Consider the following 25133-nt stretch of genomic DNA (forward strand, 5'->3'; position numbering starts at 1 on the left):
CGAGAACTTCTTCGGCAAGCTCAAGGAATTCAAGCGCATCGCAATGCGCGCCGACAAGACCGACCAGAGCTTCACTTCAATGATCTATCTGGCCGCGGCCGCGATAAACTCCAGATGAATCCCAACAGACCCTAGTTGACCTGCTCCGCTTTGAGCTGCCGCTCGGCCTCGTACCAGAACTCATCCAGGCGTCCTTCCGGCTTCCCGGCCGCTTCCCAGAGCTTATACGCACGTGCTCGTATGTTGTCCTCAGAGGCATGGGTGTGAACCTCCCAATGCGGCGCGGTCTCGAAAGCGGGCCTGCTGGTTTGCTCGCTTAGCGTAGCGGCTTGGAGCTTATCGAGCCTGCCCTTGATCTCATCTGCGAACCTTGCCAGACGCTCCGCCGTCGCCTCATCTCTGATCAGAGGAATCGCGCGGTTCGCCAGTTCCAACTGATGTTGCAGCCTTTGAAGTTCTTCTCGATAGCCCATGAGCTGCTCCGGCTGCTTATATGACGCGGCAGAGGGAAGAATGTTCGTAGGCACTACCCCAATGAAATGATCGGGGCCTAAGGGTTCTTTTGTAATCTATGATTGCCGCACGGCCGCGTCGCCTCAGAACACGAAGCCCGTCGTGCTGTGCAGCGCCGATCGGAACCGATTGGTAAGAGGAGACTTAGTTTTTGGGGGAGTTCCTGAGCGGGGTCCGCCAATGACGATCGACGATTTCAAAGGCACAGGGCCGATATTTTCTTCCTGAGCAATTTTTTGTGGGACGGATCGAAGGGTGGGCGGTGCTGGAAAGTCTGGTGGGCGGGTTGCTGAAGCGCGCGACAATCGCGGCGCACGGTGAATTCGAGTCGGACACGCAAATCGTTCTATTCACCGAGACATACACATTCGATGACGGGCATTCTGAAACGTTGCGTTGGACAATACGAAAAGGCGACGAAGGTAGGTACACCGGCCTCGAAAACCGACTCGAAGGCGAGGCAATAGGTCAGCAAGCAGGTTGCGCTTTCCATTGGAAGTACACCCGCGACACCCCGCAAATCGGTGGCAAATCTTTCAAACTGAATTTCGACGACTGGTTCTATGCGATCGACGATCGCGCCTGCATCGTGCGTGGGATTGCTGGACGTGCGGGCGATTCCGCTTGCGACGGCGCACGTCACATATCGGAAACTATGAACAGCCATCGATGAGCGGAGCTCGCGACGGACATGTCGTCGGCTATCAATCCCGGAATAACCAATCGCTTCTTCGCAATATCCAAATCGGATTGTAGGCGTGTTCTTCTCGACGCGGGTCCATGCGCGCCTGGGGCTGGCGAGCCAGGAACACCGAGCGGGCCGAGCTGCTCACGCGCCATGTCGTTCTGAGAGTTTTCGGGCTCCACGTCGTTGATGGGGCGCGGCCCCATGCTCCGTTTGCTCAGGCCCATCCACAGTTAACCTTGCGATCCGCCGCGGGCCGCTCCAGAGTTCGACCACCGGATGTGCTTCGAGAAATTTCAATGCTCGACATCTTGCGGCGGCGTCGTCGCCGCACTCTAGCTCGTAGGTCGCGTGCGCGACTCCCCATAGATCGACAGCGTATGCCACGTAACGCATGGTCATGCACACATGAGCCAACAACTCGGGGCCGGTGACGCATGGCCTCCGGAAGGACAAGACTTCTGAATTCACTCCGGATCAGCTTGTTTGTTCCTAGCAACTGCAGAAATCTGAGGCCGACCAAGCGCGCGATAATGCAATTACCTAAATGGATGCGCCCTATCGGTTGGCCGGCTCGTAACGCTTTTCGCGCCGCGAGCTTTACGCGGGCTGCCGTTTTGCACCGATCGCTACTCGATGCGACAGGTATGGTTACCTACCGGAAAAGCGCGCTGCGCTGCAAAAGCTCGAAGCTCATTTAAGAAAACTTATCGGTTAACGAGAAACATCGGATAAGCTCTCCTCGTCGGCTGACTTAACAGCCGTCGCGACGGCTCCAACCCCATGGAGCTAAGCGATGACTGGCAAGGAAGTGGTCAACTGGCGTGGACTTAAGGCACTTGGAATCCCCTACAGCCGCACGCATTGGTTCAGGCTGTGTTCGAGTGGAGAGGCGCCGCGGTTTTTCAAACTCGGCCGCCACAGAAACAGCCCGCCCGTGTGGTGGCTGCACGAGATCATCGAGTGGCTTGAAGCTCGCGCAACAGCCAAACCTGCCGACGCTCCAACAAAGTAGGAGCGGGGCTGGCCCTCCAAAGCCAGCCCTTCCTTCTTAGAGGCTTCCTGTCGACCTCGGCCTTATGCCCCGCGGTACGCCCCGCCTTTAAGGTAAGGCGGGGTAAATGGTTAGCAGGCGTCAGCATGAGGCAGCATGCATAATCGACAAGCCAGACGTTGACGTGCGACTTGATGCTCAGCGGCCTCTTTGGATGACGGCTGCCTCGCCATCGCCATAGCTGACGCTATGTCCTCAAGAGGCCTGCAGACAGAAGCAGGAATAGCCGGAGAATGCAGACTCATATGGAAGGAAGAAACCACAAGGAAGAAGAACGGTTTACTGATGCCAATAGGAGCGATGCACAGAACCCTTGGCCTTGAACGTTGCTCGTGCAGAGCCCTCGAACGAGACGGCCTTTGATATCCAATTTTTATGTTTTCAAAAATTGTGATTCCACTTTCTCACTTTTCGTGAGTTTTGAATTTCGAGTTTTTGCGATTGCGAAACGAGCAAATCGTGCCTCGATCGGATCGGCTTGCCTATCAGCCATCGACGCGCGCCAAGTCAGGACACGATTCAAAAAAGCTGTTCGGCCGTTTGATGCGATGCACGCATTTCAACTTCAGTTCTCAAATTCCTCGTCGACCCGCACGGCATCTCCCACAGACAGCGTCCGTCACGGAATATCTGGTCATTCGTATGTTAAACGTGCATACTCTGATCTTTGCAGAGGAGGGATACTCCATGCAACTAAAGCTCAAGCGCTCCCAGCGCGCGGGCGGCATGCTCGGCAGCAAGGTCATCTTTGGTCTCGATGCACGCACCGATCTCACGCCCGATGAAAAGGGATTGGTGAGCAAATACGGCCTTGGAAAGCTCGTCGTGTACGACAGCGAGGCCCGCAAGAAACACGGCGAGGCCGCCTACGGACATTTCGATGAAGGCGCAAGCAGCGCAATTGGACGCTCGCTTTGGAAAAACGCCCGCGGAATTGCAAGCGCCGCCATGATGACGCTTTCGCTACGGGTCACCGTCGACAGCCTGACGACCGGTCAACACATCGAATGCAAAGATCTCGACGAGCTGCTTGGCGCCGAGGCGGCCATTCTCAACGCCTGCAAGAGCCTCAAGGCATATCTCGAAACGGCGCAAACCTTCGACGGGCGGGAGGAGGTCGTTGAGTTCTAAGTTCCCAAAATACGAACGCGCTTCCCCTTTTACCCCGTTCCTGCGTCGCTTCACCGACGAGCGGGCACGCGACCTGGCTGAAACGACCGCGCTCTATAATGAGGTGCGCGCCACGCATCTAGGTTCTATATGGGCTCATCCCGATGCCATCGAGCACGTCAACAGTTTAGTGGCCGATCGGGTCGGTGAGATTGTCGATCTACCGACGTCTTCCGGGCTGCTAAAGGCACTCGACCGGTGCCAGCAAGAAGTGCTCGCCCTTGAGACCACGATCTTTTCCTTCCCGGAAATCGACCTGAATGTTGCCGTGCTTTCGCTCAAGGAGCATGTTGATCTTCGCCACTATCTGCGGGCCAAACAACACTTCCTTGCCAATGACCCTCGCGTCAGTGATCTGCTCATTACGGCTCTGCGCGATGCCTGTTGGGGCCTTATTTCCAGCCTGCCTAACTTGTCCGAAAGCGTGGATGCTGCGCCGCTCACGGTTCCGCTCGTCTGTCTGCTGCGCGATCCTCGCCAAGTTGTCGATCGGATTATCGGCACCATCTGCAGGAAGGAGAACATAGAGGCCGGCCTGTTTACGACGCTGTACCAGCGATTGTACGTCAATTTGTGCGAGGCCTCTGGGATCTCTCCTGAGGACGAGAAACCTCGAAGGCCAATGATTTACGCCGCCGAATCCGATCTCCCGCCCATCGAATTGATCGAGACGTATCTGACCGGCACTCCCTTCCTTGACCTCTTTATGTGCCCGGTGCCCTTTAGCATTCCTGCAAAGACCCGCTTCGAGCACCAATGGATCGTTGCGCCGCCAGGGGCCGGGAAGTCGACCCTCCTTCAATACCTGATTTTGCGCGACATCGAGCTCGTGGCCGCGGATCAAGCGTCGATCGTCGTCATGGAAAGCAACCGCGACCTCATCAAAGCGATCGAAGGTTTGCAGGTTTTCGCGCCCCGAGAACGCCTGGACGGCAAGCTCGTCGTCATCGATGCCGAAGACATCGAATGGCCGGTCGCCCTTAATCTTTTCGACGTGGGAATCGAGGAGACGCAGTCCTACTCCCCGGCCGAGCATGAAGGCTTCCGCAACGCCGTGCTCGCGCTATACGACTACATCTTCAGCTCGTTGTTGTCGGCGGAAATGACCAGCCGTCAGAACACCTTGTTCCATTTCACGATCGAGCTGTTGCTTACCATTCCGTCAGCCACGATCGATACCCTCATAGACCTGATGCAGCCCCGCGGCCTCACCCAGTTCGAGCAGCATCTGTCAAAGCTCGATCCGGATGCTCGGCGCTTTTTTGAACTGAAGTTCAACAGCAAGGAGTTTGACCGCACCAAGGAGCAGGTCGTTGATCGCCTGTTTGCCGTCAAACGCATCCGCACCTTGTCTCGGATGTTTGCAGCGCCAAAGTCCAAGTTCGACTTTTTCACGGAAATGGGCGCTGGGAAGGTTATTCTCATCAACGTGCCGCAAAGCCTCCTTCAAGAGGAGGGCGTGGAGATCGTGGGCCGCTTTTTCATTTCAATGATCTTGCTCGCCGCGCACAAGCGTCAGCTCCTTCCAAAGGAGCGGCGCCTCCCCTGTTTCGTCTACATCGACGAGTGCCAGGATTTCATCAAGCGCGATCCCAAGATACCGGTCATCCTTGACCAGGCACGTAAGCTCAATGTCGGTTTGGTCCTAGCGCATCAGCGATTGCAGCAAATGCAGCCGCACGTACTTGATGCTCTGTATGGTGCAACCGCAATAAAATTCGCTTCCAAAATCAGCGACGCGGCTGCTCATGCGCTCGCGCGCGACATGCGGACGACCCCAGAGTTCATTCTCAATCAGCCGCCGTATCATTTTGCGGCATACATCCGCGGCATGACAAGTGCCGCGCTGTCGGTCGGCGTGCCGGCGACTGACATGAATGCGATGCCGCGCATGACGCCGACTGAACACGCTACCGTACGCAAGAGCATCCGAGAACGCTATTCGGTCAGGCCAGAGGCGCCGGCAGCTGTTCAGACGGATACGGGGGCACAGGGTGCAACGTTAATAGAGCCGCCTAATGCTGGACCGGCGGCAGCGCCAGACTTTGGCGGCGATGATTGGCGCTCATAGGGGATAGAAGGAAGCCCGCGCGAAGCGGGCTTGAGGTTGTTACGCGGCGTCGGCCGTTTTTGAAGTACATGTACTCGCCCGGTGTCCCGGCTCGTTACAGATCGAGCACTTCGGAATGCGTCGCTCGCGAGCCGCGCCACCAAGAAGCTCATTGAGTTCGGCGTCCAATTCTTCGCGCTTGGCGATCAGCTCTTTGACCCGCGCGATCTTGCCGTCCAGATCCATTTGCACCACCTCCTATCAGAAAACAAATAGGCGTTCGAGTGCCGCTCGTCTGCTCCATTCAGCGATACCCAACCGGACGCGTGCTCCGCTATGTGCCGCCACGTGAAAGGACGAGCCACAGTGGTGACTGTTCACTTTTTGTTGGGCACAGGGACCGAGCGTCTGCCCGCGAGGTCGGAATCTGCTACATTGCTGTCGATGGATGGAATCGCAGTCTCAGCTACCAAGCGTCGGCCTCGCTTCCGCCGCTCGCCAGAACCAGTTGCGTTTCGGGTCACCGAAGGTGACGTGCTGATCCTGCGGGAATTGTTGCGCCATCGATTCTTGCGATCCACCCACATTGCCGCGCTCGTCGGCCGCTCACTCGATCGCACCAATGACCGACTATGTCGCCTCTTTCATGCCGGATATGTCGATAGGCCGCGGGCGCAGCTCGACTACTACCCCACCGCGGGGTCGGCACCGATGGTGTACGCGCTTGGGGAGTTCGGTGCTCACCTTCTTTCCGAGCGCGGGGTGGACTGCGCAAACCACGTAAACCTGGACCTGACGCGAAATAATCGAGAAGCGGGCCGGCCGTTCATTGAACATCAGCTGGAGATCGTGGATTTTCACGTCGCCTTGGAGCGATCCACACGTGGCCGGAGCGACCTGCGACTCATTCATTCCGAGGAGATCATCGCGAACTCGCCTGAACACATTCGAAACATACGAAACCCGTTCGCACTTCGGGCTACGATCTCGCAGAGCGAGCGGGCGCACGACGTCGTTGTAGTCCCCGACCTCGTGTTCGGCCTCATGTTTTCTGACGGCTCGCGCCGTTGCTTCATGGTAGAGATCGATCGCGGTACGATGCCGATCTCGCGCTCAGATTTTCGACAAACTAGCTTCGAGCGAAAGATGCAGGCGTATCTCACCGCGCACAGCCAAGGACAACATGCTCAACAGTTCGGTTGGAAGACATTTCGCGTGCTCGTTGTGACCACTAATCACCAACGCACCCTATCCATGGTCGAGACGCTGCGACGGCTGGATATGCCACAGAGCCCAGGACCTTCCCTCTTCCTGTTTAGCTTAGCTAACGAATTGCAGAGGAATGATCTGTTGACCCACTTTTGGCGGGATGGCAGCGGCCGTGCGACCCGCTTGAGCTAGGTAGTCGATGAGACCAGTGTGCCCCCGCCCCAATCCACTACTGTCCGGTTAAAGTTTTTTAGAGCCCGCAAAAGTGGGCTCTTTCTCTGAAAAGTTTCCCCGGACAGCATCATTTCGGGCCTTAAATTGAGCCGTGTTCGACGTTTTAGCCAGTAATGACCACATGAATCAGAAAATTCGGAAAATGTGCCATTTTCGATCTGAGTCCCGAAAACATGTTTTTACCGGACAGCAGACACTGACTAACAAAACGCGTTGTTGAGAGGCCTTTTAGGTGTTTGCACTTGGAGCAGTTCGATTTTCCCAAATTTTCTCCGGACACTAGTAGCCCCAATCGGGGCTTAACGGTACCCCGGTTCCTGTACAGGCGCACGGCGCCATGAGGCCATCCTTCGCTGTAGCTGGTGCGGCGAGTGCTTTGCTCTTTCAGCCGCACTCCTGTTGGACGCCTTCGATGACGTCGGCCGATAGGAAGCCGAGAGCAGCAACAAAAAAAGCGCCCTGGCTGCTTTGTATCTGGCAGCGGCGCGGCGGTCCTCCCGTCCTGACATGACGGTCGTCTCTTCGCTGGTGCACACGCACCAGGTCCACCCTCGGCCTCGCCTCTTCAAGGCGACATCATAGATTGGGAATTGCTCAGACATTGCACTGAAAGGATTGCGGACGGTCTGAGACTAGTCGAAAGGGCTGACCCAATCCACAGGTGCCGACGCCCCGTTTTTTAGGCGCCCGGGGGAATTTTCGCTCGAATGAGGTGTTCGAATTAATTTTTGCAGCTGCAAAACTGTTTGAAGTTTAAAGGACCTCGGTATAGCGTCCGGCTTTGACGAAAGTCTTGAAGTGCCGCCTCATTGGCGGGTTCACATATATGCCCCCGCAGCACGGCACTTCCTCCTCCAGAGAACACGCACCATGTCATCTCCCAGCAAGATCGCGCTCTTCATCGACGGAGCCAATCTCTACGCGACGGCGAAAACTCTGGGCTTCGACATCGATTACAAGCGCCTGCTGAAGGAGTTTCAGAGCCGCGGGACGCTGCTTAGGGCGTTCTACTACACCGCGATCATCGAGGATCAGGAGTACTCCTCGATCCGGCCGCTGATCGACTGGCTGGACTACAACGGCTACACCGTCGTCACCAAGGCGACCAAGGAGTTCATCGACGCGTTCGGCCGCCGCAAGGTCAAGGGCAACATGGACATCGAGCTCGCCGTGAATGCCATGGAGCTCGCCGAGCACATGGACCAGATGGTGCTGTTCTCGGGTGACGGCGACTTCCGCTCCCTGGTCGAGGCCGTGCAGCGCCAGGGCGTGCGGGTTACCGTGATTTCCACGATCGCGAGCCAGCCGCCGATGATCGCCGACGAGCTGCGCCGCCAGGCCGACGCCTTCACCGACCTCGTCGAGCTGCAGTCCAAGCTAGGCCGCGACCCGTCCGAACGCCCGCCCGGGCGCGAGCGCGAGTCGCGCTATCAGCAGCAATTCCCGCGACGTGAGACTGTCGCGGGACCGAAGGGAAACGATAGCCTTCTCGAGAAGTGATCCCGAGGGAGGCCGCTTCGGAGACGGGCGCACCTGACCTGGCAAACTCCGATATTTGCTTGAGTTGTTTGTCGGCCCGGAGAGGGACGCTTAACGAATAAGCCCGGCATTTGCGCCGGGCCGATCGCAAATAAGCTTTAGGTGCTAAGCAATGGATCAATTGGTACCGAGTGTTCACGCCTTGGTCGGTCGGGATTGTAACGTTGGATGCTTGTCACGCTACTTTTCAAGAGTGTGTTGCTGACCGGCGACACTACTTGAATAGCCTAGCCGCGCTGCATCTAGGCCGTGCGCAACTTGAGTAGCGTTCGAAACCAATGCGAAGCTAAAACGAAATAGTTCCACTGTCGGAACGCAAAGCGAGTGCTGAAAACGATAAAATTAGTTCTGCCTCATGACTCTTCCGCAAAACGCCGCTTACGCTCGACGGCGTTGCTTTGCCGATAGACTGCTGCGCTCAATCCTGACAGAAGCTGGAAGCTGCTCGCAGAGGCAGAATACTGGGAGCATCTGGCGACTGCGGCTTTAGTTCATTGAGGTTTGGTCCCAGGATTGTTTGTCCTTTCTCTCTTCATCGACTTCTTTCAAATCATATTCTTAGGCGCGAGATGTCCAGGGCGCATCAGAGTTATACTTGTGCTGTTCTGAGAGAGTGGCTCCAAACGCTTGTGGCGGAGCTTAAAGAGGTGGAGAAGCTTCGATAGGAGCGAGAGCGATCGGCAGATGACGGCGTACCAAAGCGGGCAGCAGAGCAAGAGCCGTTTAGAGACAGGCCGGGTCCGAAGGTTCGCCGGCGTTGGCTCACTCGCGCGATTTCCATGCACGGATTGCCGGCCATCTCGCGTCTGCCGTTATTTGGAGGAAGGCTGGCGCCTTCATACCGTAGCGAGCCTCGGCGACTGTGGCCCTGCGACATGTCGGCAACTGCCAGGCCGGCGTGCCTCACAATGTTCGAACGTCAACTCAGCCGCGAGACGGGCCGTCTATTCAGAATCGCGCGGTCACCCTGACTCTCGTTCGACGTTGCACCTCGGAACACAGCAACAAATCGATCGCCTTCCCAACCTCAACGTCGTGCTCGCTATGCATTTGCTCGGCTCGACGCCTCGCCGCCTGCTCGTCAATGCAGTCGAGCTTTGCCGCGCAGATCACTTGCCGGCTGCTGTCGACCACGAATGCTTTGTACCGCATGACGCAATCCGATCCGAACGGGGACCGTGATCGTAATCGAATGACCGTCTAAGGCGGTGGGCAAACTAAATGCAGGCGCGCGGAACCATTGTACGTGTGGCAATTCGGCTGTACCTGCATCGATCGCGCGGCGGCGCGCGCACCTGCCGAGCCGATTGCGCTACCTCACTGGCGCAATCTCAGCGTATACCGAAGCGTGCGGCTCGAGCTTAGGATCGAGAAGCCGCCAAGCGTTATCAGCAGCACACCTGACCAAGTTGCCGTCCAGCTGCGTGCCGCGTCGTGCGCCTCTGCAATGCGCGCGTCCATCGACATAGCTGGAGGTGAGCCGGCGAGCGTAGGCGCGAGAGGCTGCTCAACCTCGACTTGGCCCGGCACGGATTGCTCAGGCGTAAGCCTCCGGCTGTGAAGATCGGTGGGTACCGCTGAGGTCATGGCGGTGCCCATATCGAGTACGGAAGCGGCCTCAGCCCCTTTGATTTCGGCTGCAGGCGGCTGAGACGGCTCGGCCGGTGCGGAGCGCAGCAACTCCGCGCGCGCGTCAACCACCGCGCTGTGCCTGGGCCGCGGAGTCCCGTTCTCGTCCAAACTTGCGGTGCGATCTTGGGCGCCGCGATGATGAACTGCCTTCTTCACCTTCGCGATACCCTCGGTCAGGAACCAGCATTTACGGTGACCGTCGAACCGATACACCCAATGCGCCCCGTCCGCGGTCGTGTCGCCCGGTCGCGGCAAGCATTGCGCTTGCGCCAAAGAGGTTGCTGCGGGCTCGCGAGGAGCGGCATTGAACAAGTCGGCAAACGGGTCGGAGACCGCAGGTGTCGCCGCAAGACCTCCAACAAACACCAAGCCGGCGAAGCAAAATCGCAAATAACCGGACATCGAAGACTCCCGGTGTTGCGCCCACCCCGCACACCCTTCGCCGCCACCCGGGCCGCGATGCGGCTGAAATCGGGCAGCGCTATGGATTCATTGCCGGACCTCGCCGGATGCCCCTCGCGCCAGGCTTTCTATCGGCCTGCCAGTCGCATTCGCGGCGGCCAAGTATATCCCGTTCGACGGCTCCTTCGCGCGGGCCTGGTGCTCGGCTGCAAATTTCGGGACGGCGCCAGAGACTGAGGAACAAGCGCTGCTTTGTTCCTGTTCTCAAACAGAACTCAAGCGTCAGAGGAGCACGAATGGCGGACTGTTGATGCCCTAGAGTGCGTGACATGACTAATCTTCTCAAGCTTCCGACATGGGCGATGACGAATACGTCTTCGCGGTCGTCGAAACTCCCCGTTCGAGCACCTGCAAGCTCGACTTCGATCCGAAGCTGGGAGTTTTCACCCTCACCAAACCTCTCATGGCAGGGTTGAGCTATCCCTACGATTGCGGCGTCATCCCTTCGACACAAGCCCAAGACGGCGATCCGCTCGATGTCCTGATCGTCCATGACGCTCGGACATACCGCGGCGTCCTCAAATGCCGACCAGTCGGTGTTCTAGAGGTCGAGCAGAAGAGCGACGGCAAGAACGAGCGCAATGATCGCGTGTTTGCCGTGCCGGAACGCTCTCCACCTGAAACCGATCTCAAGGACGTCCCGCCATCTTCCCTCGCGCGCACGCGACGAACTCGAAGAGTTTTTCCGCACCACCAATTGCCGACACAGGAATGCGTCTTCAGGAACACACCTCATGAGTTTGCATTGTCCCTTTGTCTCGGATTTGTAGTGAGGCGCACTATGCGTCTTCTTTATAGAATAGTCGCGATTGCGACAGTCCCGGCTTGGATGTGGACACATGCAGAGTCGGCTGCAGCACAGGACTTCAATGAGAGATGGTCGATCATTCCAAAAGCACACGCCGAGCCGGCTCCTGAGCCACCGGAGCAGACTAATCAGCCGCAGCCGCAATCTCGGATTGGACAAGAGCCGACGCGTAGTTCGGAAGATCATTCAGCCCCTCGATCTTTCAACCGAGTGTTCTCCGGGAAGGCCTCCTACTACTCGTACTCGAAAAGAAAGACCGCGAGCGGCGCCACGTTTGATCGGAATTCGCTAACTGCAGCTCATCGCAAGCTGCCGTTCGGCACGCACGTTCGCGTCACTGATCTGAAGAGCAGCAAATCGGTGGTCGTTCGTATCACCGATCGCGGACCATGGGTTCGCGGCCGCGTCATCGACCTTTCGCTTGGCGCCGCGCGCAGCTTGGAGATTACCGATCGTGGCGTCGCCCGGGTTCGCGCAGAGGTGCTTTAGCTAGTATCCCTTGGCCGTCACGACGGCCGAGCTCATTCCGGTTGGCCTTATAAAAGCGCTCGGGTCGCGAGGCGCTCCTTGCGCGCTGATGTACCACGCTCAGGTAGTGTCGCGACTTGAGCCAACGGGTGCCCAGCCCAGAACTTCAGGTCGGATCGAAGAGGGACGGCCCAACCGATGCTCGGAAGAGACGTCGCGGAATTTGACGAACCCTGACTCGCAGGGCCTTACTATCCACAGCGGGAACTTGCGTGAACAATGAGCAGCCTGACGCCAGGTATTCTGGGAACGATTGTCGCACGCAGACATTCTCCAACTCAACAAAATTGAAGGAGAACAGGATGCGCAAGTACTTGTTTGCTGTGGCGATCGTGAGTGCAATCGCGACACCCGCAATTGCGGATGAAGTTGGTGTCGGAGTTCAGGCCGGTCCGGTGGGCGGAGGCGTCACGGTTGGAGAGTCCCGCGAGCGCCGGCCCGTTGATCGGGACCACACAACGGTCATCAAGGAACACGAGCCCCGGGAAACTGATAGAACGACCGTCATTAAAAAAGAGAATGAGGACGGCAGCCGAGAGAAAACCGTCATTCATCACGATAACGACTAACAAAGTAGCCCGGACCACCGTCCGGGCTTTTTTTGCCTTGCGAGCACACAGACGATTCGTTTGCTTCGCTACTTCTTACTCGGGTCGTCGGCCGGATTGACGTAAGTAATCCCGAATGGCCCTTGACCGTGAATTTGAACAACGGAAGGACTACTTGTCCAACCGTAGTGGTTCATTCTGGCAGGCGCTTCGGCGTATCCGCCCGCTGTTAGCTCGATCGCTTTCTTCTCATCGAGTTCGTCGCCCATTCCGATGTGAAAATTGCCCGATATGACGGTAGCGCCTTCATCGGTTGGATGATTATGGGCGGGAATTTTATAACCGCTTGGCATTCTTAGGCGGAGAACGAACAGCCCTTCTTTGGAGGGGTCGCCCGAGAGTACCGTGATATCCGCTCCCTTCGGTAAGGTGGGCGGTGCTGCCTCCCATCTAAGGTCACCAGAGTTAGTCGGCATTTTCATGTCATCGGCAATGGCCGTGTTCGCACCGGTCAGGACGAACGCCAAAGCGAGCAAGCGACTGAGCATGATTTCCTCCTTTTTGGCGAAGGATCATCGTGTGCCAGGGGTGAAACAAGTCAACTGAAAGTTAACCTGCCGCTGCCGGCATTCTGAAGACCGGAGGCCTTCGCAGATTGATGATCCCACCAACAGTGACAGCTCCGCTGCCGTTGGCTTGCCAACGCTCGGACGAAAAGATCGAGGAATTCGGCCGGTTGCATTCTCTCGCTTGAGCCTTACGCAGCAACGGCTTCAACCCGCGAGCCCATCTTTCCGCGCACCGCTGTGTGGGTTAACCACACCAAGCGAGCGGCCTCATTTTGGACCAACTTGATCATGACCGTTGGCCCGCTCTGCACAGGGAGCCGCCACGTGATTAGAATCGTCGTGCTTGGAGTGGCTTGCCTAGTTGGACTGGGCGCTATTGCTGCAGCCGCGAAGAAATCCGCGCCGCCGCCCGCGCCAGAAGTTGTCATGCCAATAGTAGCCGGTAACAAGGCTGATCGCCTGCCATTCCCAATCAAACTGGACATGCCAGCTGCCGTTGAGAGCGTGGATGTTGCGTACGTCCAGTCTGGCGAAGAAGAGCAAGCTGATTTACCGCCATCCGCACCAAAGCAAGTCGCTCTTCCACCGCGTCGCGACTTTACTCCTCGTCATTGGCACGATCCGCATGACCTGAATGCCAGGGCCGCAAGCAAAAGAGCCGACACCGCAAAAGGACCAAGAAAGGGCGCGGCTGATCAGCGTCTAAAGCAGGTTGAAACGAGGCGGTGCCGTTCAGATGGGCTTGATCCACTCTTAAGAAAGCTGAACTTATCGCCCCCATGCGATTCCTGACGTCACTTCAGCGGTGGTTGCCCTCTGTGCAATTCATTGATGTCATTATTCGTCTTGCGGCTCATTCGCTGTTAATTGATTTAGTTCGCAGCATGATCATTGGGGAGCCGCAGGGGATCCGATCATGCGATTGCGCCAGGCAAATATCTTGGAAGAGATCGAGGTGACGGTCGCTGACAGCATCAGCGAAGTCCCAATGCGACGTGTGACGCTGAACCCGCAAGATTTCTCAAGTCCCAGTCGAGAAGAGGTCCTGGAGTTATTGAAGCCAGGCGGCGATCGAGCGCGCACCATTTGCCTGGTCGCAGGCGCACTGATTATTGGTTTTGTGTTCGGGTGGGCTGGCGGCTTTGCTTGGTACGGTCCTGTAACTCTCGCATGGCTCAATTCAACCACTCAGACAGAAACGCCTTCGGGTCGAATTGCCGAAACAAAGTCGGGCCGCAAGACCGAAGGCACACGAAAGCCGGCATCGACTCTGGCTTTGCGAACGCCGCTAGGCGTAAGTCAGGTCTCAGCAGTCGGAGCGGGCATCTCCGCCAGGCCTACGGCCGCATGGTCGGATGGCGATTACCGATCTCCGGACTCTTCAGGCCCCGCGTCTGCGGCTGTCCAAGCGGATATGACGGTGACCGGCTCGATAGCGCCCAGCGGACCTCTCATGCCTACGCCGGAGACAAGGCCGACAACCGTTGAGGGTTGGACGGTGCTTGATGTTCGAGGCACAACGGCGATACTCGAAGGTCCGGATGGGATTCGGATGGCAACGCGCGGCGACACAGTCTCCGGCATCGGTCGGATCGACTCTATCGTGCGTTGGGGCAACCGCTGGATCGTTGCAACAGCTACTGGATTGATCTCGACGCCGTGAAATGCACGCCGGACTTTTTTCTTGCTGCTTCTACAGCGTATCCGGCGTCTTAAGTTCGAGGCGGATCAGCTCTCCTTTCAGCTGTCTTTCCGCTTCCAGATGGAACTCTTGATCGCGCCCCTTAGGCATTCCTGCTTGCTCCCACAGCTTATATGCGCGGCGCTCGATGTCCTTCTGGGCCAGAGGGCTTGCCATGTGCGTTACTCACTCACAATCCCAACCTTCGACAATAAGATCATCAGTTAGCATCAAACTCTGATCTGGTCATCGCCTCTTGTTCGATATTGCCGTTCACGACACCCTTCAGACTGATGGTCATCCCGAAAATACGATCGCGTTCCTTTTTGAATTCGAGGCTTTGCTGTGCATCGACCGTCGCGCCGTTCTTGGTTCGCAGCCGGAAAAAGCCCGTGTTGGGGCCGAATAGATCCTCGCGTCCGTACCATTCATTGCCTGTCGCAGCTCTAAAGTTATAGGTGCCCAGAGGCATCTTCGTGGAATACGATTCGCCCCCCTTTACGTAAATCCAAATCTGATCCTTGGCATTGTCGACATTCACGAGCTTGATGAGATAGTTTTGTCCTGACTCGGTTCGCACGGTAAATGGAGCGATCGCGTTCCGGTGTCTTCGGGGCTGCATGTCGCCGGTCGTTGGAGCCGGTTTGGGTTGCTTCTCGGCGGTGTCCACAGTTGCCGGCGAGCTACGGATGGCCGTCTGAGGCGTTCGTGGCGAAGCTCGATAAGCCGCTTTGGGTATCTTGGCCACCTCGAACGTCTGGACAGGGGGGATGGGTATCATGGACAAGGGCAGCATCTGCCCCTCACCTCCAGCCATCACATACTTGTTGCGTTCAATGATCTCCCTGTTTCGCTCCGATATACAGGAAATGTCGGCACTCTGGCAGTCGCGAACAGATGGTTGCGCAGAGGAAATAGGGGCGGCCGCCGTCAGAGTGTTGCTCTTCGTGATAGAAGCCGCAGGCGAGGACGGCCGTTCCTTCCTTTGATTGGCGATGGTGGCGTAGATCGCACTCGCAACGAAGAGGATGGCCATTAACGGCCCGAAACTGCGACGCGTTGTGCGAGCCCTCTCCATCATCGGTCAGCTGCGGGCGATGGGTCGCTTTCGAGCGACATGGTTGAAGAGCAATCCCAAAGCTAAGATTGTCAGAAACGCTCCGATCAGAGTCAGACTCCATTCTAACCTATTCCCGCCTTGACCGTTCTGCCGTGCGAACGGATTTGCCGCTGCGTTCGGCTCGTTTTCAATCGGATAGTCACTCAGGTTGCGCAGGCCGATCGGATCGCCCGCAGTCGACGCCAGACGGATGGGGGCGCCCGACCGGTCATCAACGACAAATGAAATCAACTTTCGATCGGAATCGATTGCGACTGGTTGATCAAGATTGACGCCCGCGAGAGCGGCCTCGACCGAGCGCGTGACAGTCGTCTCGCCATCGCGCATAGCCGTCTCGACAAATTTCTGCCCGGCGATCGACACGCCCCCACTCATTGATGAAGCCTTTACGAATTGCGTTTGGCTGCCTTTTCTAGACACCGCCGAGTAGCTGGCAATCGTAACGAATAGTTCGCTTGTGTGATATTCGGGAAGCTTCGTTGCAAGCTTCTCCGAATCAAGAAGGGGCATTGTATCCAGCGTGCCACAGAGACGGTCGTTCGCTTCCGTGATTTTGCGGGCCGCAATATAAGCGCGAACGATATCTCGAAGTAATTTCAGCTCATCATAATACTCGGCGTATTGATCGAACCTCCTGCTTACGTCCATCGCTAGCCCATCTAGCCTAGGATCGTGGTCCGATAAATCCTTGTTGGTTGCGTGATCGTGAACGCGCACGAACATTATCGGATTGACTTGCGAAAGATCGAATACGCTGCCGTGGCGCACGAAGAATGACGCGTCGCGAACCGATTGATCAGCTGAGCGAATAAGGCCCTTCGAGTGAAGAAGCGAGCGAAGTGCGGGGTCGTCTACTGATGGTCGCGCGACCGCTTCGTCCGTCATGGTTGTGGGCAATTCGGAGGGAGTGATTTCGAACCACAGCCGACTTCCGCGCCATTCCCGTGAGATCGCCTGCTCGCGAGTACCGGCGAGGAGACCCTTTGCGGCATATTCAAAGTCCGCGGAAAGATACCCAGGGATCGCGGACGCGCGAAGCTTGCCCGGCCCAAGAATTGAAACGCCCGAAGATATCTCCTTTAGAAGTACATCGGCTTTGTAAAGAACCTCTCCCAATCGGGTTTGCCGCAGCCACTCCGGATAGAACACCAACTTTGCACGGAAGTTGGGATAACGAGGCGAAATGTCATTCCAGATGCTCGGATAATCCTGCGTGGCTGAGACGGTGCGAATATTGATACCGGGCTGAGTATTCTTCGCTCGCGCTGGCGTGTCAGATGGAAAATCCTTTTTTATCTTTTCCCAAAAATCGTTGGACGCTTGATCTCCTTGCTGACTCCAGAGGGCTCCATTGTCTGGATCAAGACTGAAATAGGGGTCACGATCGTCACACGCCGCTCGAAGAGCAGTCAAAAATAGTGCTGCATCCATTCGAGTCCTTGAGGCGCGTCCTGAAAGCACAATCTTTCCGTCAGCGACGGCGGAGGCATCCAAGGCGATTTCGAGCGGCATTCGGTCGGCGGCAGCTCTACTAAGAGAAACTCCACCCGGCTTAGCGATAGTCATCGGCGCAAATCCGGTGACCGTGGGTTGCCGTGGGGTGTCGGCTGACATCGGCAATTGTCCCCGTTGCTGGGTACCAGATAGGATAGGAGCGGCAACCCCGGACGGTGCTGAGGCATTCGTTGACGCAGTTGCCTGGGACTGAGAGGAGGGTGATTGAGAAGATCGCCGCGCGGGCTCGGTAGCGGCCCCGGGACTTCCTGTTAATCCACCACTCGGGATGCCGGATGGCTTGCCACCCTGGAGATCAGCTTTGACGCTTTTGACAGCCTCAAGGCCACCTATGACGCCTTCGAGCTTATGTGTTGTCACAATGCTCTTGAGTTGACTGGGAGGTAAAGTCCCGGCGGCCGTCTCTGTGGTCGACCGAATGCTGTATGTCTTTCCAGGAAGGGAACCTAATCCAACATCAGATTTCGTATTCGGATCGCCAACAAGTTCGCCTGGAACTGCAATATTGATCTGAGTAACATGCCCAGCTGTCGCAGAACTCACGATCGGAGGTCGAGCGGAATTGAAGGTTAGAACCTTGGTTATTCCTGGACTATGCTGAGATGCATACGTTGCGAGACCGCCACCCAAGGAGTAGCCCGTGGCCGTAATCGACGGAGCTTTTGGATACTGCGTCTTGACGAGAGTAGCGAGTGCGGCCGCGAAATGATATTGACCTGGAACCTTTCCTACACCGGCTTCTACGTCCGTTGCCCAACCTAATAATCCCTTCGTCTCGCGATAGGCGATCGTGAGTTCGCCTGTGGCGCTATTCCTGTATAGCGCGGCGGAAAATCCGACCCTCTCCGCTGAACTGATCATGTCGGCGGGAAGGCCTCCTTTGCTGAAGATAGTTTTCCAGTCGGCGATACGAGTCCAACCGCCGATAGGCGTTGCGTCCGCGCCGGACACATCACGCGACATATAAGCGTATGGCAAAACCGAATTCGCGGTCGGTTCGTCGATCCAACCAGCATCTTCACCCTGGACCCGGGCTGTGGAAAGAAGGGAGAGAGTGAAAAATACTAATATTACTGAAGCAAAACGCGGGCTGGCTATCTCCATCTGACGGCTCGCTTTCTAACCGTGCAGCAGATTATTGCGCTATACTATAGCGAACCTCGGTCCATCACCATCCAAACTTTATGACGCGCCTGCGAGATGTCCAACCCTATGAAAAGTCCCTACCCAGCCAAGTATTTAGCGGTTTTGGCTACGCGTTTTTGTTCTTCTTCGCGTTTTTCATTTTCACCGCCGGAGTAAGGGGCGGAGATGCATTCTCGTCCGTTGAAGACCAGATTTCATTGATACCTTGGATAGCTTTTATAGCCATAAGCTTTTGTCTTGCGCACTTCCGGCCACCCCTGAAATCGCAAGCCGCTTGGGTGACCTTTTTTGCCTTCTATATTCTTGTAGCCATCGGCACTCCATGGCTGTCGATGTCCTAACCGCCCAGCAGAAACGACCGATCGCACGATCTGAAATCCGCGGCGTTCAATCGCGCCATGTCAGCGGCGTTGCATTGCCGCCGTACGGATCATCCATTACTCTCGAACGACTAAAAGAACACGAGTCCCAACGCCGCTGCATCGAAAAGATCCATTCGACGTTCCTCACTCATCCACGGTTTGCGAGGCGGCGGAACGTATCGCTCGAACGCGGGGTCGATCGCGCGTAACGTGACATGCCTACCTGTATCGATACCCAGAATATCTTGGCATGACCCTTGTGTAGAAGAGATGTCGAGGCACCCCGACCGGTGACAACCTTCCTGCGCTGTTGAAAGGATTAGGTTCGCGCGGACCATACTGGCCACTTGATGGATAATACTGTCGCCAATACTGCGGCTGTCCTTGAATCGGCGCATAGTACGCACTGGTCGTCGCAACTCTTGGCGGAAAACCGCCGGAGAGCGTGACCCCTTGAGGCCGATAGTACCCGGGAGCACTGCCGCAAGCAGCCACCGTTCCGGGAGGTGCGCCACGAACGTAACACATCTGTGCCGACGCAGGTTTCGCATCGTAAACCGCCATCAAAGTTAGTATCGCCACTCCAGCTGTGTAGCGCATTTTTGCGCCTCCTCAATCAGAAAGAGCTAGCTTATGCCGCTACACGCTCGCCGTCTATCCAAATAGATAACAAAGCAAAGTGGAGCCAAACCGACAATGAGCAGAAATGAATACAAGGACATCGAACTCAGGACATACGATGCAGCCGCGTTCGCCTCGGGAAACGTACCTGATATTAGAAGGGCGGACCAAAACACAACTCCATAGCTCATGACCCACGGAATAAACCAACCTATTGCCGCGACGTACCGGGCAATCCAAAGTGCTCGCTTAGTCATCCCGATATTGTAGCAAATCCCACAAAGAGTTCTCGTGCCCTGCACTCCGCTTGAATTGCCCGCACTCAACAGCGCTTCCTACAAATAGCGTGGAGAGCCTTTCTGTGCCACCGCACAACTACGCAGCGTGTCCATCGCGGTCAATCGACTGAAAGAACACCAGTCCAAGCGCCACTGCATCGAAGAGGCCCATTCTTCGATCCTCGCTCATCCACGGCCTGCGAGGCGGCGGGACGTATCGCTCGAACGCGGGAATGCGCTTCGCAATTAGTTCGGCCAGGCGATGCTTGTTCGGGCTTTCGTGGCGCCCGAACGTATCGCGGACCTGATCGCGCGAGTATGCAAAAGCGGGAATGTCGCGGTCTTTTGCGAGCACAGTGATCGAGGTATTGAGAGCCGTGATCCACCGCGCCCGCTGGGTGCCGTGCTCGGACGTATCCTGAATAACGAGAACATCGGGAGCATACCGATCGACAACTTGCGTGATACGCGTGAGGCATCCTGTGCGTTTTCGAGGCCCGCGTATCTCACGTATTCCCCAGTCGAAAGGCGAGAAGTCGCCCTCGAACACGACGAATGCGAAGCCGCGCGTGTTTAAGTAGATTGAGAGAGTGAGCCCATGTCGACCGGCTTGCCTCATACGGCGCGAAGTGCTCGCTTCTCGGCTCGTTCCAGTAATCTCTCCAGGAAGTCCAACTTGAATTGCGTCGTGTTAGAGGGGTTTCCTTGAAGCTCATCGTAGAGATCATTTGCACGCCGAACGGTGATTTCATGAAGCTCCAACATCAATCCGGGAAATAGCTCCGACGGAGTTGTGTCAAACAGTAGCGCGAATATAAACGCAGCCTCAAGGCTGGGTTTGCGCGTCGCGCCTTCAAGGCGCGAGATCGCAGTACGGCACTTGGCTCCGATAAGGAAAGCAATCTCCTTTTGCGTGAAGCCAAAGCGGCGACGAAGAGGTCGAATGTATGATTTGAGGTCGTGATCCATAACGTGGTGGCCTTATGTCAGGCACACACGCAATTATTCACCTGAGAACACCTCAGTTCGAGACGCGAAAAAGTGCCGCCTCGTCACCGAAATAAATCGCCGTACCCCATTGTGGCTTAGTCAATAATGCTGGCGCTTCGATGAAAGGAGTGTGGAGCGGGACAAGGGGACGTGGGGAGTTCGCATGGCGTGACCGTGAGCTCGATAATGGCGAGCATCCCGCAATCGGCGCAGCTCTATCGCGCGCCTGCTACGTCCCCGAGGTCCCCACGTCCCCTTCTGTATCCATCATTACGTTATCGGCGAAGACATTCACGCCGTACCGCTCGCATAGAAGCTCCACTTTTTCCTTCTCGCTCAGCGGAATGACATATATCCCGTGGGATTTGTACGTTTGGAGATTAAGCTTGTTGCGCAGGACGCTTCCTATCCACCGGTTCGTGATTGGCCGCTCATATTCGGCGCCGTACCGATTGATGAAACTCATCGTAATCTCTCCGACGGCAAGAACGGGCCGCCTGGAGATCCACATCAGTTCAGTAACAATTTCCAGCACTTGAGCCTCCATCAGAAGACCGCGCTCAGCAATCAACGAGAGCTGGGTACGCTGGGCGGCCTTCTTAAGTTCGTCGCGAAGGGCCGCATCACCGACGACACTGAGCAGTGGCAGCATGATCTGATTGATGCGCGGTTCGAGCTTTGGATCTACGAGGCTAGGGTCGAGCTTGACCTCGTATCTTCTATGGAACCGATACAGCAGCAGCTTATTACGCAGCTCGCGCGCTTCCTCTTTGAACGTCTCAGGCAGATTGATGGGGATGTCGGCGCGTAGCGGCCGCCCGCCTGTCTCCTCGGTAATGAAGCGGCTTTCCAGTGCCCTGTCCTCGTACCGCCCTCGCGTGGCCACGATCTTTGGGCCAAACACATGGAATGCGCGCGGATTGAACTCGCGCTGACCATTCATCACGGTGCGCAACACCGGAAAGCCACGCATGTTGCCATTGTTGAGAATCTTGACGATCTCCGATCGTTCATCGCTAAAGCGAAAATCCGCCTCGTCAAATATCAACGTCCCTCGAAACGCGTCGAGCGTGTGGAAGATCGGCGAGACGGTCGAGGCTCCGCTCGCAAAGAATGGCTTGTAACAGAGCGATCCGATTGTCAGGAGTGACCGCGTCTTCCCTGTACCGAAGTCCCCCCGAAGCCGGAGGTACGGCAATTCGTTGAAGGCGTCGTACAGCCAACTTAGCAGAACATAGTGGCAGGCAACCTGCTCGAAAATCGGAGTGAGGTCGGCATATCGGTGGATGAAACCAGCGATCTCGGAGATGAGGCTCTGCTCGCTTTCGTAAATCCGGGGCTCCGAAGGAAGCAGAACCACCTCATTCTTGATGAGATTGTTGCTCGGAGAGAATGGGACAAGCCGTTGTCCCGCCACGTCGACGGACTTCCCAAGTGTCCAACGCCCTGCAGTATACGTGCCGAGAAGCGTAGTCCGCTCCTCTGGCCGGTACACGAGCTCGATCAGGGTGCCATCTTGGAGCACATCGGAAACCGTCGGTACGGCGCGTCCACGATCATTGCGGCCTGCAGTGGCATCGTTCATGCCCCGACGATCGCAGATCATGGCAGGTGCGGCGAGGCCCGGAGCTGTGCTTCGTCTGGCACATTCACGAGCCTTGGCCGGAACGTCTTCCACGCTTAGCCTATGGGCATATGGAGGGAATAACAGTTCATATCGGCTGGGAGTATTTCCTAGGACTCTTAGGCGCACTGGTTGCGGTGGCGTGGTACTCGAACGGCCGATTTACAGCCCTGGAGACGTCGATGGAGTGGGTCAAGAATATGCTGCTGGATTTGAAAAAATCGATTGATGATGCAAACGCCAAGGCGCGTGGCGAGCCGTCGAGCGACAAGGCCAAAACGCGCGAACCGCTTAAACAACAAACACTTTGGTAAGTCGAGCTTGAGGCGAGGGCTCCTGGACCGGGAGATGACCTCTCTCCTTGCATCGGCCGCGCGCCTGAAATTGGAACTCATGCGGCCGCTGCACGCTGTTCGGCCTAGCCATTCGCATTTTGCACAATATGCCGCAGCGAACTTGCATCTAAGTCCCGACTATGCTGAGCAGAAGATATGGATCGCGGTGGTGAGCGTCTGGAGTTTAATCGATGAGAGTAAAAGCATCTGCAAAGTGAGTTGAATTTCGGTGCGAGTAGACAAAGCAGAATTACACGTATGTTAAGGTCGGCGTTCCGTACCACTCGGAATGTAGCAGGCGGCGGATTCCCCAAAGCCGGTCAGGCGCAGTGATGCGGCCCGGCCGTATTGGTAACCGCCTACTGGCAGCACTTCCGCTAGCAGATTTCGATCTGCTGGCACCCGAGCTAGAGACGGTCGCGCTCGATCCGGAGGCGGTCCTCTCGCGACCGGGTAACCGGATCGAGCATGTCTTCTTCCCTGATAGCGGCGCCATCTCGCTGATGACCGACATGGCAAACGGACAGACGGTCGCTACCGCCGTAATCGGGCGGGAGGGGGCAATAGGCACACTATCCGTGCTCGGGCCATCAGCTTCGGCCATTACTGCCGTTGTTCGTGCGATCGGCAGCGCTTCGCGGATCCCCGCATCGCGATTTCACGCCGCCTTCAACCGCAGCCCCGCGCTCCGACATGCGGTCCAGAGTCACATCAGAGCGATGCTGGTACAATTTCAGACCGGCGCGGCCTGCAATGCTCTGCATCCGGTCCAAGCCCGCATGGCACGCTGGCTGCTCCATTTTCACGACCGCATAGACCGCGACGTCCTCCCACTCACTCACGAATCACTGTCGCAAATACTAGGTGTGCAACGAACGACGGTGACGCTCCTTATGCGCAATCTGCGCACGTCTGGAGCAATCAAATCTGATCGACGAGGCCAGATCGAAGTCGATCGGTCGCGGCTCGAGGCCGCAGCGTGCGAATGCCACAGCAACATGCGCATCGAAGTCGAGGAATCATTCTCGATGAATACGGCACGTTCCGGCGTTTTTAGTTGTGCCGGTGATGCAGTAGATGAAACAGGAAATGCTATGTGAGCCGTTTTCGCGCGGCCGCCTACCTAGAAAAGTATCGGCACGTGGCGCGCCATCCTGCCGCAATGGTTCACGGAAGGACTCCGTCGCGTGACGCCCGAGAAGCCGCTTCCCCAGACAGGGAACAGTGGATCCTTCCGCCCCGATCAGCTTCTCTTCAGTAGATCAAAGTCCCGTGCGGCTTCAGTTTGCGCCTCGTCGAGCTTCGCCAACTCCCGCAGCACCTTCGCGACCTGGCGGCTCGTTGTGGGCGCGGCCCGGCTTCAACTGGCGTGCTTCGAAAAGAACATCCTTGGCTAGTCGGCGCTGCGGCGCTGCGTCGAAGTGCCCGGTTCGTGGACCCACGCCTCCCGTGCGAACCACTCGTGGTAGGTGTGGCACATCGGGCAATTGGTGCGACTGAAAAACACCGGGCTGTACCGAAAGCTCTCGCGATCGGTCCTGATGCCAGTTGGAATCGCGCGCCCGCTCTTCGGGCATTTGACCATGACCATACCCATGTGATCCTCCCCTGAATTAACTTCTGTTACTTTTCAGCAATAGGCCGGCCGGTTGATTGCGCCTCTTGTTGGTGCGCTTACTTGGAGCATCGCGCAGCTGCACCTTGCTTGTTCGAGCACGGGTCGCATGCTCGTGGCGGGGCTTATTCCAACCGACCGGGTCGCCCTCTTGAACGAACCCTGAACTAAGCCGGTCAATCGGTTTGGCGGAGAACCTTCGCGACGTGTCTCCTGATCGGCTCGCCGGTTTCTGTCGCCAGCTTCTGGGCAAGCACCCACAATTCCTTGTTCTGGGCGGATGTGGCGTCGAAAGCCTTGTGCGCTTGCGCCGCGGACAAAGTGAGGACATCCGTCATCGACTTGCTGCCCAAGAGAAGGCCGAGGAACTCGATCCCCAAAGTAGTATTGGCGTTCGAGATCTCGATGACCTTGAGTCCGTAGTCGGTCGCGCTCACGGCGTTCCTCGAATAGGTCTCATGCACCGTCGCCGCCAACTCCTCCGACACAACCTTGATCGTGTCGCAGCCCGCCTGCGCGCGGGCGATCCCCTGCTCCACAAGCTCGCCAAACACGCCCGGCAGCGTGAACTTCGAGAACCCCAGCAACGGGAGCCGGAAGCCATTCGTTCCGTTTAGTCCGATTTTCACTTCACTTTCACTCACGGCGCCATCCCCTTCTCAAGTGAAATCATGTCTCGAGACGCTGGCTTGCGTCACGAGAGCTTGTGGAGGCGGAGAGCTGTCCCGCTTCCGCCTTCGATCAGCTCGTTGATGGGCTTGGATGCCCCGAGACCACTGTGACCGGTGCAACGGGTGCTGTCGGTTGGGTTTCCGACCGTCGATCAAAATCTTGTCCGGGATGTC

Annotated in this window: 24 protein-coding genes; 12 read left to right on the forward strand and 12 right to left on the reverse strand. The window is 56.9% G+C overall.

The window, feature by feature from the left end; translation table 11 throughout:
* Positions 1-131 precede the first annotated feature (131 nt).
* On the reverse strand, positions 132-473 hold the full coding sequence (locus IVB27_RS41720) for a DUF2934 domain-containing protein (protein ID WP_247448318.1): 342 nt from the start codon (positions 471-473) through the stop codon (positions 132-134).
* Positions 474-751: 278 nt separating this feature from the next.
* Here IVB27_RS41720 and IVB27_RS41725 point away from each other — a divergent pair, with 278 nt between their 5' ends.
* The 4 genes from IVB27_RS41725 (at position 752) to IVB27_RS41740 (ending at position 5493) form a co-directional block, all read left to right on the forward strand.
* Entirely contained in the window at positions 752-1186 is a 435-nt protein-coding gene (locus IVB27_RS41725) for a DUF3833 family protein (RefSeq protein WP_345947007.1), read from the forward strand.
* An 808-nt stretch (positions 1187-1994) separates the two neighbouring features.
* Positions 1995-2213: a helix-turn-helix transcriptional regulator gene (locus IVB27_RS41730; RefSeq protein WP_247448319.1), complete on the forward strand. Its 219-nt coding sequence runs from the start codon at positions 1995-1997 to the stop codon at positions 2211-2213.
* 726 nt (positions 2214-2939) lie between these two features.
* Complete coding sequence (locus IVB27_RS41735; RefSeq protein ID WP_247448320.1) at positions 2940-3383, forward strand: hypothetical protein; 444 nt, start codon at positions 2940-2942, stop codon at positions 3381-3383.
* A complete protein-coding gene (locus tag IVB27_RS41740; protein WP_247448321.1) occupies positions 3373-5493 on the forward strand; it encodes a type IV secretory system conjugative DNA transfer family protein in 2121 nt (706 codons plus the stop codon). The genes IVB27_RS41735 and IVB27_RS41740 overlap by 11 nt, the downstream gene beginning before the upstream one ends.
* 39 nt (positions 5494-5532) lie before the next feature.
* Here IVB27_RS41740 and IVB27_RS41745 read toward each other — a convergent pair whose 3' ends face one another.
* Positions 5533-5718, reverse strand: coding sequence for a hypothetical protein (locus tag IVB27_RS41745; RefSeq protein WP_247448322.1), 186 nt, complete (start codon positions 5716-5718; stop codon positions 5533-5535).
* A gap of 198 nt (positions 5719-5916) precedes the next feature.
* Between IVB27_RS41745 and IVB27_RS41750 the strand changes: the two genes are divergently transcribed.
* Positions 5917-6873, forward strand: a complete 957-nt coding sequence (locus IVB27_RS41750; RefSeq protein ID WP_247448478.1) for a replication-relaxation family protein — start codon at positions 5917-5919, stop codon at positions 6871-6873.
* A gap of 912 nt (positions 6874-7785) precedes the next feature.
* Positions 7786-8415, forward strand: coding sequence for a LabA-like NYN domain-containing protein (locus IVB27_RS41755; RefSeq protein WP_247448323.1), 630 nt, complete (start codon positions 7786-7788; stop codon positions 8413-8415).
* Between the two features lie 1356 nt (positions 8416-9771).
* Here IVB27_RS41755 and IVB27_RS41760 read toward each other — a convergent pair.
* Positions 9772-10488, reverse strand: coding sequence for a hypothetical protein (locus IVB27_RS41760; RefSeq protein WP_247448324.1), 717 nt, complete (start codon positions 10486-10488; stop codon positions 9772-9774).
* A gap of 355 nt (positions 10489-10843) precedes the next feature.
* On the opposite strand from IVB27_RS41760, the gene IVB27_RS41765 reads away from it, so the two are divergent.
* Both IVB27_RS41765 and IVB27_RS41770 read left to right on the forward strand, forming a co-directional pair.
* Positions 10844-11845 (forward strand): septal ring lytic transglycosylase RlpA family protein, encoded by a 1002-nt coding sequence (locus IVB27_RS41765; RefSeq protein ID WP_247448325.1) that lies wholly within the window; start codon positions 10844-10846, stop codon positions 11843-11845.
* Between the two features lie 341 nt (positions 11846-12186).
* Positions 12187-12453, forward strand: coding sequence for a hypothetical protein (locus IVB27_RS41770; RefSeq protein ID WP_247448326.1), 267 nt, complete (start codon positions 12187-12189; stop codon positions 12451-12453).
* 68 nt (positions 12454-12521) lie between these two features.
* Here IVB27_RS41770 and IVB27_RS41775 read toward each other — a convergent pair whose 3' ends face one another.
* Positions 12522-12980, reverse strand: coding sequence for a cupin domain-containing protein (locus IVB27_RS41775; RefSeq protein WP_247448327.1), 459 nt, complete (start codon positions 12978-12980; stop codon positions 12522-12524).
* A gap of 529 nt (positions 12981-13509) precedes the next feature.
* Between IVB27_RS41775 and IVB27_RS43090 the strand changes: the two genes are divergently transcribed.
* Both IVB27_RS43090 and IVB27_RS41780 read left to right on the forward strand, forming a co-directional pair.
* Entirely contained in the window at positions 13510-13635 is a 126-nt protein-coding gene (locus IVB27_RS43090) for a hypothetical protein (protein ID WP_256468518.1), read from the forward strand.
* Between the two features lie 282 nt (positions 13636-13917).
* Positions 13918-14664 (forward strand): hypothetical protein, encoded by a 747-nt coding sequence (locus IVB27_RS41780; protein WP_247448328.1) that lies wholly within the window; start codon positions 13918-13920, stop codon positions 14662-14664.
* Between the two features lie 30 nt (positions 14665-14694).
* Here IVB27_RS41780 and IVB27_RS41785 read toward each other — a convergent pair whose 3' ends face one another.
* From IVB27_RS41785 to IVB27_RS41810, 6 genes are all read right to left on the reverse strand, one after another.
* A complete protein-coding gene (locus IVB27_RS41785) occupies positions 14695-14859 on the reverse strand; it encodes a DUF2934 domain-containing protein (RefSeq protein ID WP_247448329.1) in 165 nt (54 codons plus the stop codon).
* Between the two features lie 43 nt (positions 14860-14902).
* Entirely contained in the window at positions 14903-15718 is an 816-nt protein-coding gene (locus tag IVB27_RS41790) for a hypothetical protein (RefSeq protein WP_247448330.1), read from the reverse strand.
* 48 nt (positions 15719-15766) lie between these two features.
* Complete coding sequence (locus IVB27_RS41795) at positions 15767-18421, reverse strand: Tle-like phospholipase domain-containing protein (protein ID WP_247448331.1); 2655 nt, start codon at positions 18419-18421, stop codon at positions 15767-15769.
* A gap of 1400 nt (positions 18422-19821) precedes the next feature.
* Positions 19822-20274 carry a hypothetical protein gene (locus IVB27_RS41800; RefSeq protein WP_247448332.1) on the reverse strand — a complete coding sequence of 151 codons (453 nt, stop codon included), beginning with the start codon at positions 20272-20274 and terminating at the stop codon, positions 19822-19824.
* Positions 20275-20339: 65 nt separating this feature from the next.
* The gene (locus IVB27_RS41805; RefSeq protein WP_247448333.1) at positions 20340-20693 is read right to left on the reverse strand and encodes a helix-turn-helix transcriptional regulator; all 354 of its coding nucleotides are present in this window, start codon (positions 20691-20693) and stop codon (positions 20340-20342) included.
* A gap of 250 nt (positions 20694-20943) precedes the next feature.
* Complete coding sequence (locus IVB27_RS41810) at positions 20944-22299, reverse strand: hypothetical protein (protein WP_247448334.1); 1356 nt, start codon at positions 22297-22299, stop codon at positions 20944-20946.
* 221 nt (positions 22300-22520) lie between these two features.
* On the opposite strand from IVB27_RS41810, the gene IVB27_RS43095 reads away from it, so the two are divergent.
* Together IVB27_RS43095 and IVB27_RS41815 are read left to right on the forward strand one after the other, a co-directional pair.
* Positions 22521-22652 carry a hypothetical protein gene (locus IVB27_RS43095; protein WP_256468519.1) on the forward strand — a complete coding sequence of 44 codons (132 nt, stop codon included), beginning with the start codon at positions 22521-22523 and terminating at the stop codon, positions 22650-22652.
* Between the two features lie 353 nt (positions 22653-23005).
* The gene (locus tag IVB27_RS41815; RefSeq protein ID WP_247448335.1) at positions 23006-23773 is read left to right on the forward strand and encodes a Crp/Fnr family transcriptional regulator; all 768 of its coding nucleotides are present in this window, start codon (positions 23006-23008) and stop codon (positions 23771-23773) included.
* A gap of 293 nt (positions 23774-24066) precedes the next feature.
* Here the strand turns inward: IVB27_RS41815 and IVB27_RS41820 are convergent, their stop codons facing one another.
* The gene (locus IVB27_RS41820; protein ID WP_247448336.1) at positions 24067-24270 is read right to left on the reverse strand and encodes a hypothetical protein; all 204 of its coding nucleotides are present in this window, start codon (positions 24268-24270) and stop codon (positions 24067-24069) included.
* A 194-nt stretch (positions 24271-24464) separates the two neighbouring features.
* Entirely contained in the window at positions 24465-24932 is a 468-nt protein-coding gene (locus tag IVB27_RS41825) for a phasin family protein (protein ID WP_247448337.1), read from the reverse strand.
* Positions 24933-25133: the final 201 nt, after the last annotated feature.

Origin of the sequence: Bradyrhizobium sp. 197, from assembly GCF_023073375.1 — a bacterium.
Classification (GTDB): Bacteria; Pseudomonadota; Alphaproteobacteria; order Rhizobiales; family Xanthobacteraceae; genus Bradyrhizobium.

What these genes read in the sequence shown, in the direction of transcription:
- IVB27_RS41720 (WP_247448318.1), bottom strand. Translation starts at nt 473, where the DNA reads ATGGGCTATCGAGAAGAACTTCAAAGGCTGCAACATCAGTTGGAACTG.
- IVB27_RS41730 (WP_247448319.1), top strand. Translation starts at nt 1,995, where the DNA reads ATGACTGGCAAGGAAGTGGTCAACTGGCGTGGACTTAAGGCACTTGGA.
- IVB27_RS41735 (WP_247448320.1), top strand. Translation starts at nt 2,940, where the DNA reads ATGCAACTAAAGCTCAAGCGCTCCCAGCGCGCGGGCGGCATGCTCGGC.
- IVB27_RS41745 (WP_247448322.1), bottom strand. Translation starts at nt 5,718, where the DNA reads ATGGATCTGGACGGCAAGATCGCGCGGGTCAAAGAGCTGATCGCCAAG.
- IVB27_RS41750 (WP_247448478.1), top strand. Translation starts at nt 5,917, where the DNA reads ATGGATGGAATCGCAGTCTCAGCTACCAAGCGTCGGCCTCGCTTCCGC.
- IVB27_RS41755 (WP_247448323.1), top strand. Translation starts at nt 7,786, where the DNA reads ATGTCATCTCCCAGCAAGATCGCGCTCTTCATCGACGGAGCCAATCTC.
- IVB27_RS41760 (WP_247448324.1), bottom strand. Translation starts at nt 10,488, where the DNA reads ATGTCCGGTTATTTGCGATTTTGCTTCGCCGGCTTGGTGTTTGTTGGA.
- IVB27_RS41765 (WP_247448325.1), top strand. Translation starts at nt 10,844, where the DNA reads ATGGGCGATGACGAATACGTCTTCGCGGTCGTCGAAACTCCCCGTTCG.
- IVB27_RS41770 (WP_247448326.1), top strand. Translation starts at nt 12,187, where the DNA reads ATGCGCAAGTACTTGTTTGCTGTGGCGATCGTGAGTGCAATCGCGACA.
- IVB27_RS41775 (WP_247448327.1), bottom strand. Translation starts at nt 12,980, where the DNA reads ATGCTCAGTCGCTTGCTCGCTTTGGCGTTCGTCCTGACCGGTGCGAAC.
- IVB27_RS43090 (WP_256468518.1), top strand. Translation starts at nt 13,510, where the DNA reads ATGTTGCGTACGTCCAGTCTGGCGAAGAAGAGCAAGCTGATTTACCGC.
- IVB27_RS41780 (WP_247448328.1), top strand. Translation starts at nt 13,918, where the DNA reads ATGCGATTGCGCCAGGCAAATATCTTGGAAGAGATCGAGGTGACGGTC.
- IVB27_RS41785 (WP_247448329.1), bottom strand. Translation starts at nt 14,859, where the DNA reads ATGGCAAGCCCTCTGGCCCAGAAGGACATCGAGCGCCGCGCATATAAG.
- IVB27_RS41790 (WP_247448330.1), bottom strand. Translation starts at nt 15,718, where the DNA reads ATGGCCATCCTCTTCGTTGCGAGTGCGATCTACGCCACCATCGCCAAT.
- IVB27_RS41795 (WP_247448331.1), bottom strand. Translation starts at nt 18,421, where the DNA reads ATGGAGATAGCCAGCCCGCGTTTTGCTTCAGTAATATTAGTATTTTTC.
- IVB27_RS41805 (WP_247448333.1), bottom strand. Translation starts at nt 20,693, where the DNA reads ATGGATCACGACCTCAAATCATACATTCGACCTCTTCGTCGCCGCTTT.
- IVB27_RS41810 (WP_247448334.1), bottom strand. Translation starts at nt 22,299, where the DNA reads ATGAACGATGCCACTGCAGGCCGCAATGATCGTGGACGCGCCGTACCG.
- IVB27_RS43095 (WP_256468519.1), top strand. Translation starts at nt 22,521, where the DNA reads ATGGAGTGGGTCAAGAATATGCTGCTGGATTTGAAAAAATCGATTGAT.
- IVB27_RS41815 (WP_247448335.1), top strand. Translation starts at nt 23,006, where the DNA reads ATGCGGCCCGGCCGTATTGGTAACCGCCTACTGGCAGCACTTCCGCTA.
- IVB27_RS41820 (WP_247448336.1), bottom strand. Translation starts at nt 24,270, where the DNA reads ATGGGTATGGTCATGGTCAAATGCCCGAAGAGCGGGCGCGCGATTCCA.